This window comes from Escherichia sp. GZ89 (assembly GCF_019366485.1).
In the GTDB taxonomy this organism is placed as follows: domain Bacteria; phylum Pseudomonadota; class Gammaproteobacteria; order Enterobacterales; family Enterobacteriaceae; genus Escherichia; species Escherichia fergusonii.
The window spans coordinates 1-539 of record NZ_JAEOHX010000071.1 but is presented as its reverse complement, the minus strand read 5'-3'; the positions used below and the strand labels follow the sequence as shown (position 1 = coordinate 539).

Annotated in this window: 1 protein-coding gene; it reads left to right on the top strand. The window is 52.1% G+C overall.

Going from position 1 to position 539, the window contains the following annotated elements; translation table 11 throughout:
* Positions 1 to 10: 10 nt before the first annotated feature.
* The coding region (locus K0335_RS22260) for an aminopeptidase (RefSeq protein WP_219394175.1) at positions 11 to 539 on the top strand (529 nt) is incomplete at its 3' end.

The window sequence follows — 539 nt, the reverse complement described above, 5'->3', positions numbered from 1 at the left end:
AGGACTCATTATGTTTTCCGCAACGCGCCGCTTTGCCGTCATTCTGGCGCTCGGCGTAGGCTTTATCCTTCCTGCACAAGCAGCATCACCAGGGCCTGGTGAAATAGCGAATACTCAGGCACGACATATCGCCACCTTTTTTCCCGGGAGAATGACTGGCTCCCCCGCCGAGATGTTGTCTGCCGATTATTTACGCCAACAATTTACCCAGATGGGATACCAAAGCGATATTCGAACGTTTAATAGCCGATTTATTTATACCACGAAGGATAATCGCAAAAACTGGCATAACGTGACGGGCAGTACGGTCATCGCCGCCCATGAAGGGCGCGTGCCGCAGCAGATCATCATTATGGCGCATCTGGATACCTACGCTCCGCAGAGCGATGCTGATGTCGATGCCAATCTGGGCGGTTTAACGTTACAGGGAATGGATGATAATGCCGCGGGATTAGGCGTTATGCTGGAACTGGCGGCGCGTCTGAAAGATATACCGACCCATTATGGGATTCGTTTTATCGCCACCAGCGGGGAAGAAG